At 63.5% G+C, this 233-nt stretch carries 1 protein-coding gene; it reads right to left on the bottom strand.

What is annotated here, in order from left to right; all coding sequences use genetic code 11:
- The coding region (locus PU683_RS21935) for an ATP-binding cassette domain-containing protein (RefSeq protein WP_277174647.1) at positions 1 to 233 on the bottom strand (233 nt) is incomplete at both ends.

The following is a 233-nucleotide window of genomic DNA, read 5'->3' as shown; positions in this document are numbered from 1 at the left end:
CGAGCTCCGACTTCGGCAGCTTCTCGTAGAGCCGGAGTCCGAAGGCGACGTTGTCGTAGATCGACATCGGGAACGGCGTCGGCTTCTGGAAGACCATGCCGATCCGCGAGCGCAGCTCGTTCAGGTCGACGCTGGAGTCGAGGATGTTCTGACCGTCTAGGAGGATCTGCCCCTCGGCGCGCTGCTCCGGGTAGAGGCTGTAGATCCGGTTGAAGGTGCGCAGCAGGGTCGAC

This window comes from Candidatus Kosakonia sp. 282A-S69 (assembly GCF_029433855.1).
Taxonomy (GTDB): Bacteria; Pseudomonadota; Gammaproteobacteria; order Enterobacterales; family Enterobacteriaceae; genus Kosakonia; species Kosakonia cowanii_A.
The sequence above is the reverse complement of the archived record's forward strand: the minus strand, read 5'-3'. Positions and strand labels throughout refer to the sequence as shown.